This window comes from Parasutterella muris (assembly GCF_009767915.1).
Classification (GTDB): Bacteria; Pseudomonadota; Gammaproteobacteria; order Burkholderiales; family Burkholderiaceae_F; genus Parasutterella; species Parasutterella muris.
In genome coordinates, this window is the sequence record NZ_WSRP01000136.1 from 1 (window position 1) to 350 (window position 350).

General features: G+C 41.1%; 1 pseudogene. It reads left to right on the forward strand.

Going from position 1 to position 350, the window contains the following annotated elements:
• A pseudogene (locus E5987_RS12895) lies at window positions 1–350 on the forward strand (RNA-guided endonuclease InsQ/TnpB family protein); the annotation flags it as partial.

Sequence of the window (350 nt, forward strand, 5' to 3'; positions counted from 1 at the left end):
GGGAAAGATATCGATTTTTCTCCCATTCGTGTAGTTTGCTGTAAACATCAGGAGTTCAACGCCAAAGCGGAGGAAGCAGTTACGGGCGATCTGAGAATTATTCCGATGGGAAATACATTTATTGTGGAGCTGACTTATCGTGTCGGTAAGGATGAGTGTAAAAATTCAAGAAGCGTCGCTTTGAATCCGAATGAAGCTTTGTGCTGTGATTTAGGTATTGATAATTTTGCAACTTTCGTTTCGACCAAACCCGGAATCAGGCCGTTTTTGGTCAAAGGCAAAATACTGAAGAGCATCAATCAGCAGTACAACAAACAAGTCGCTGAATTGAGAAGTAAGAAACACTATGA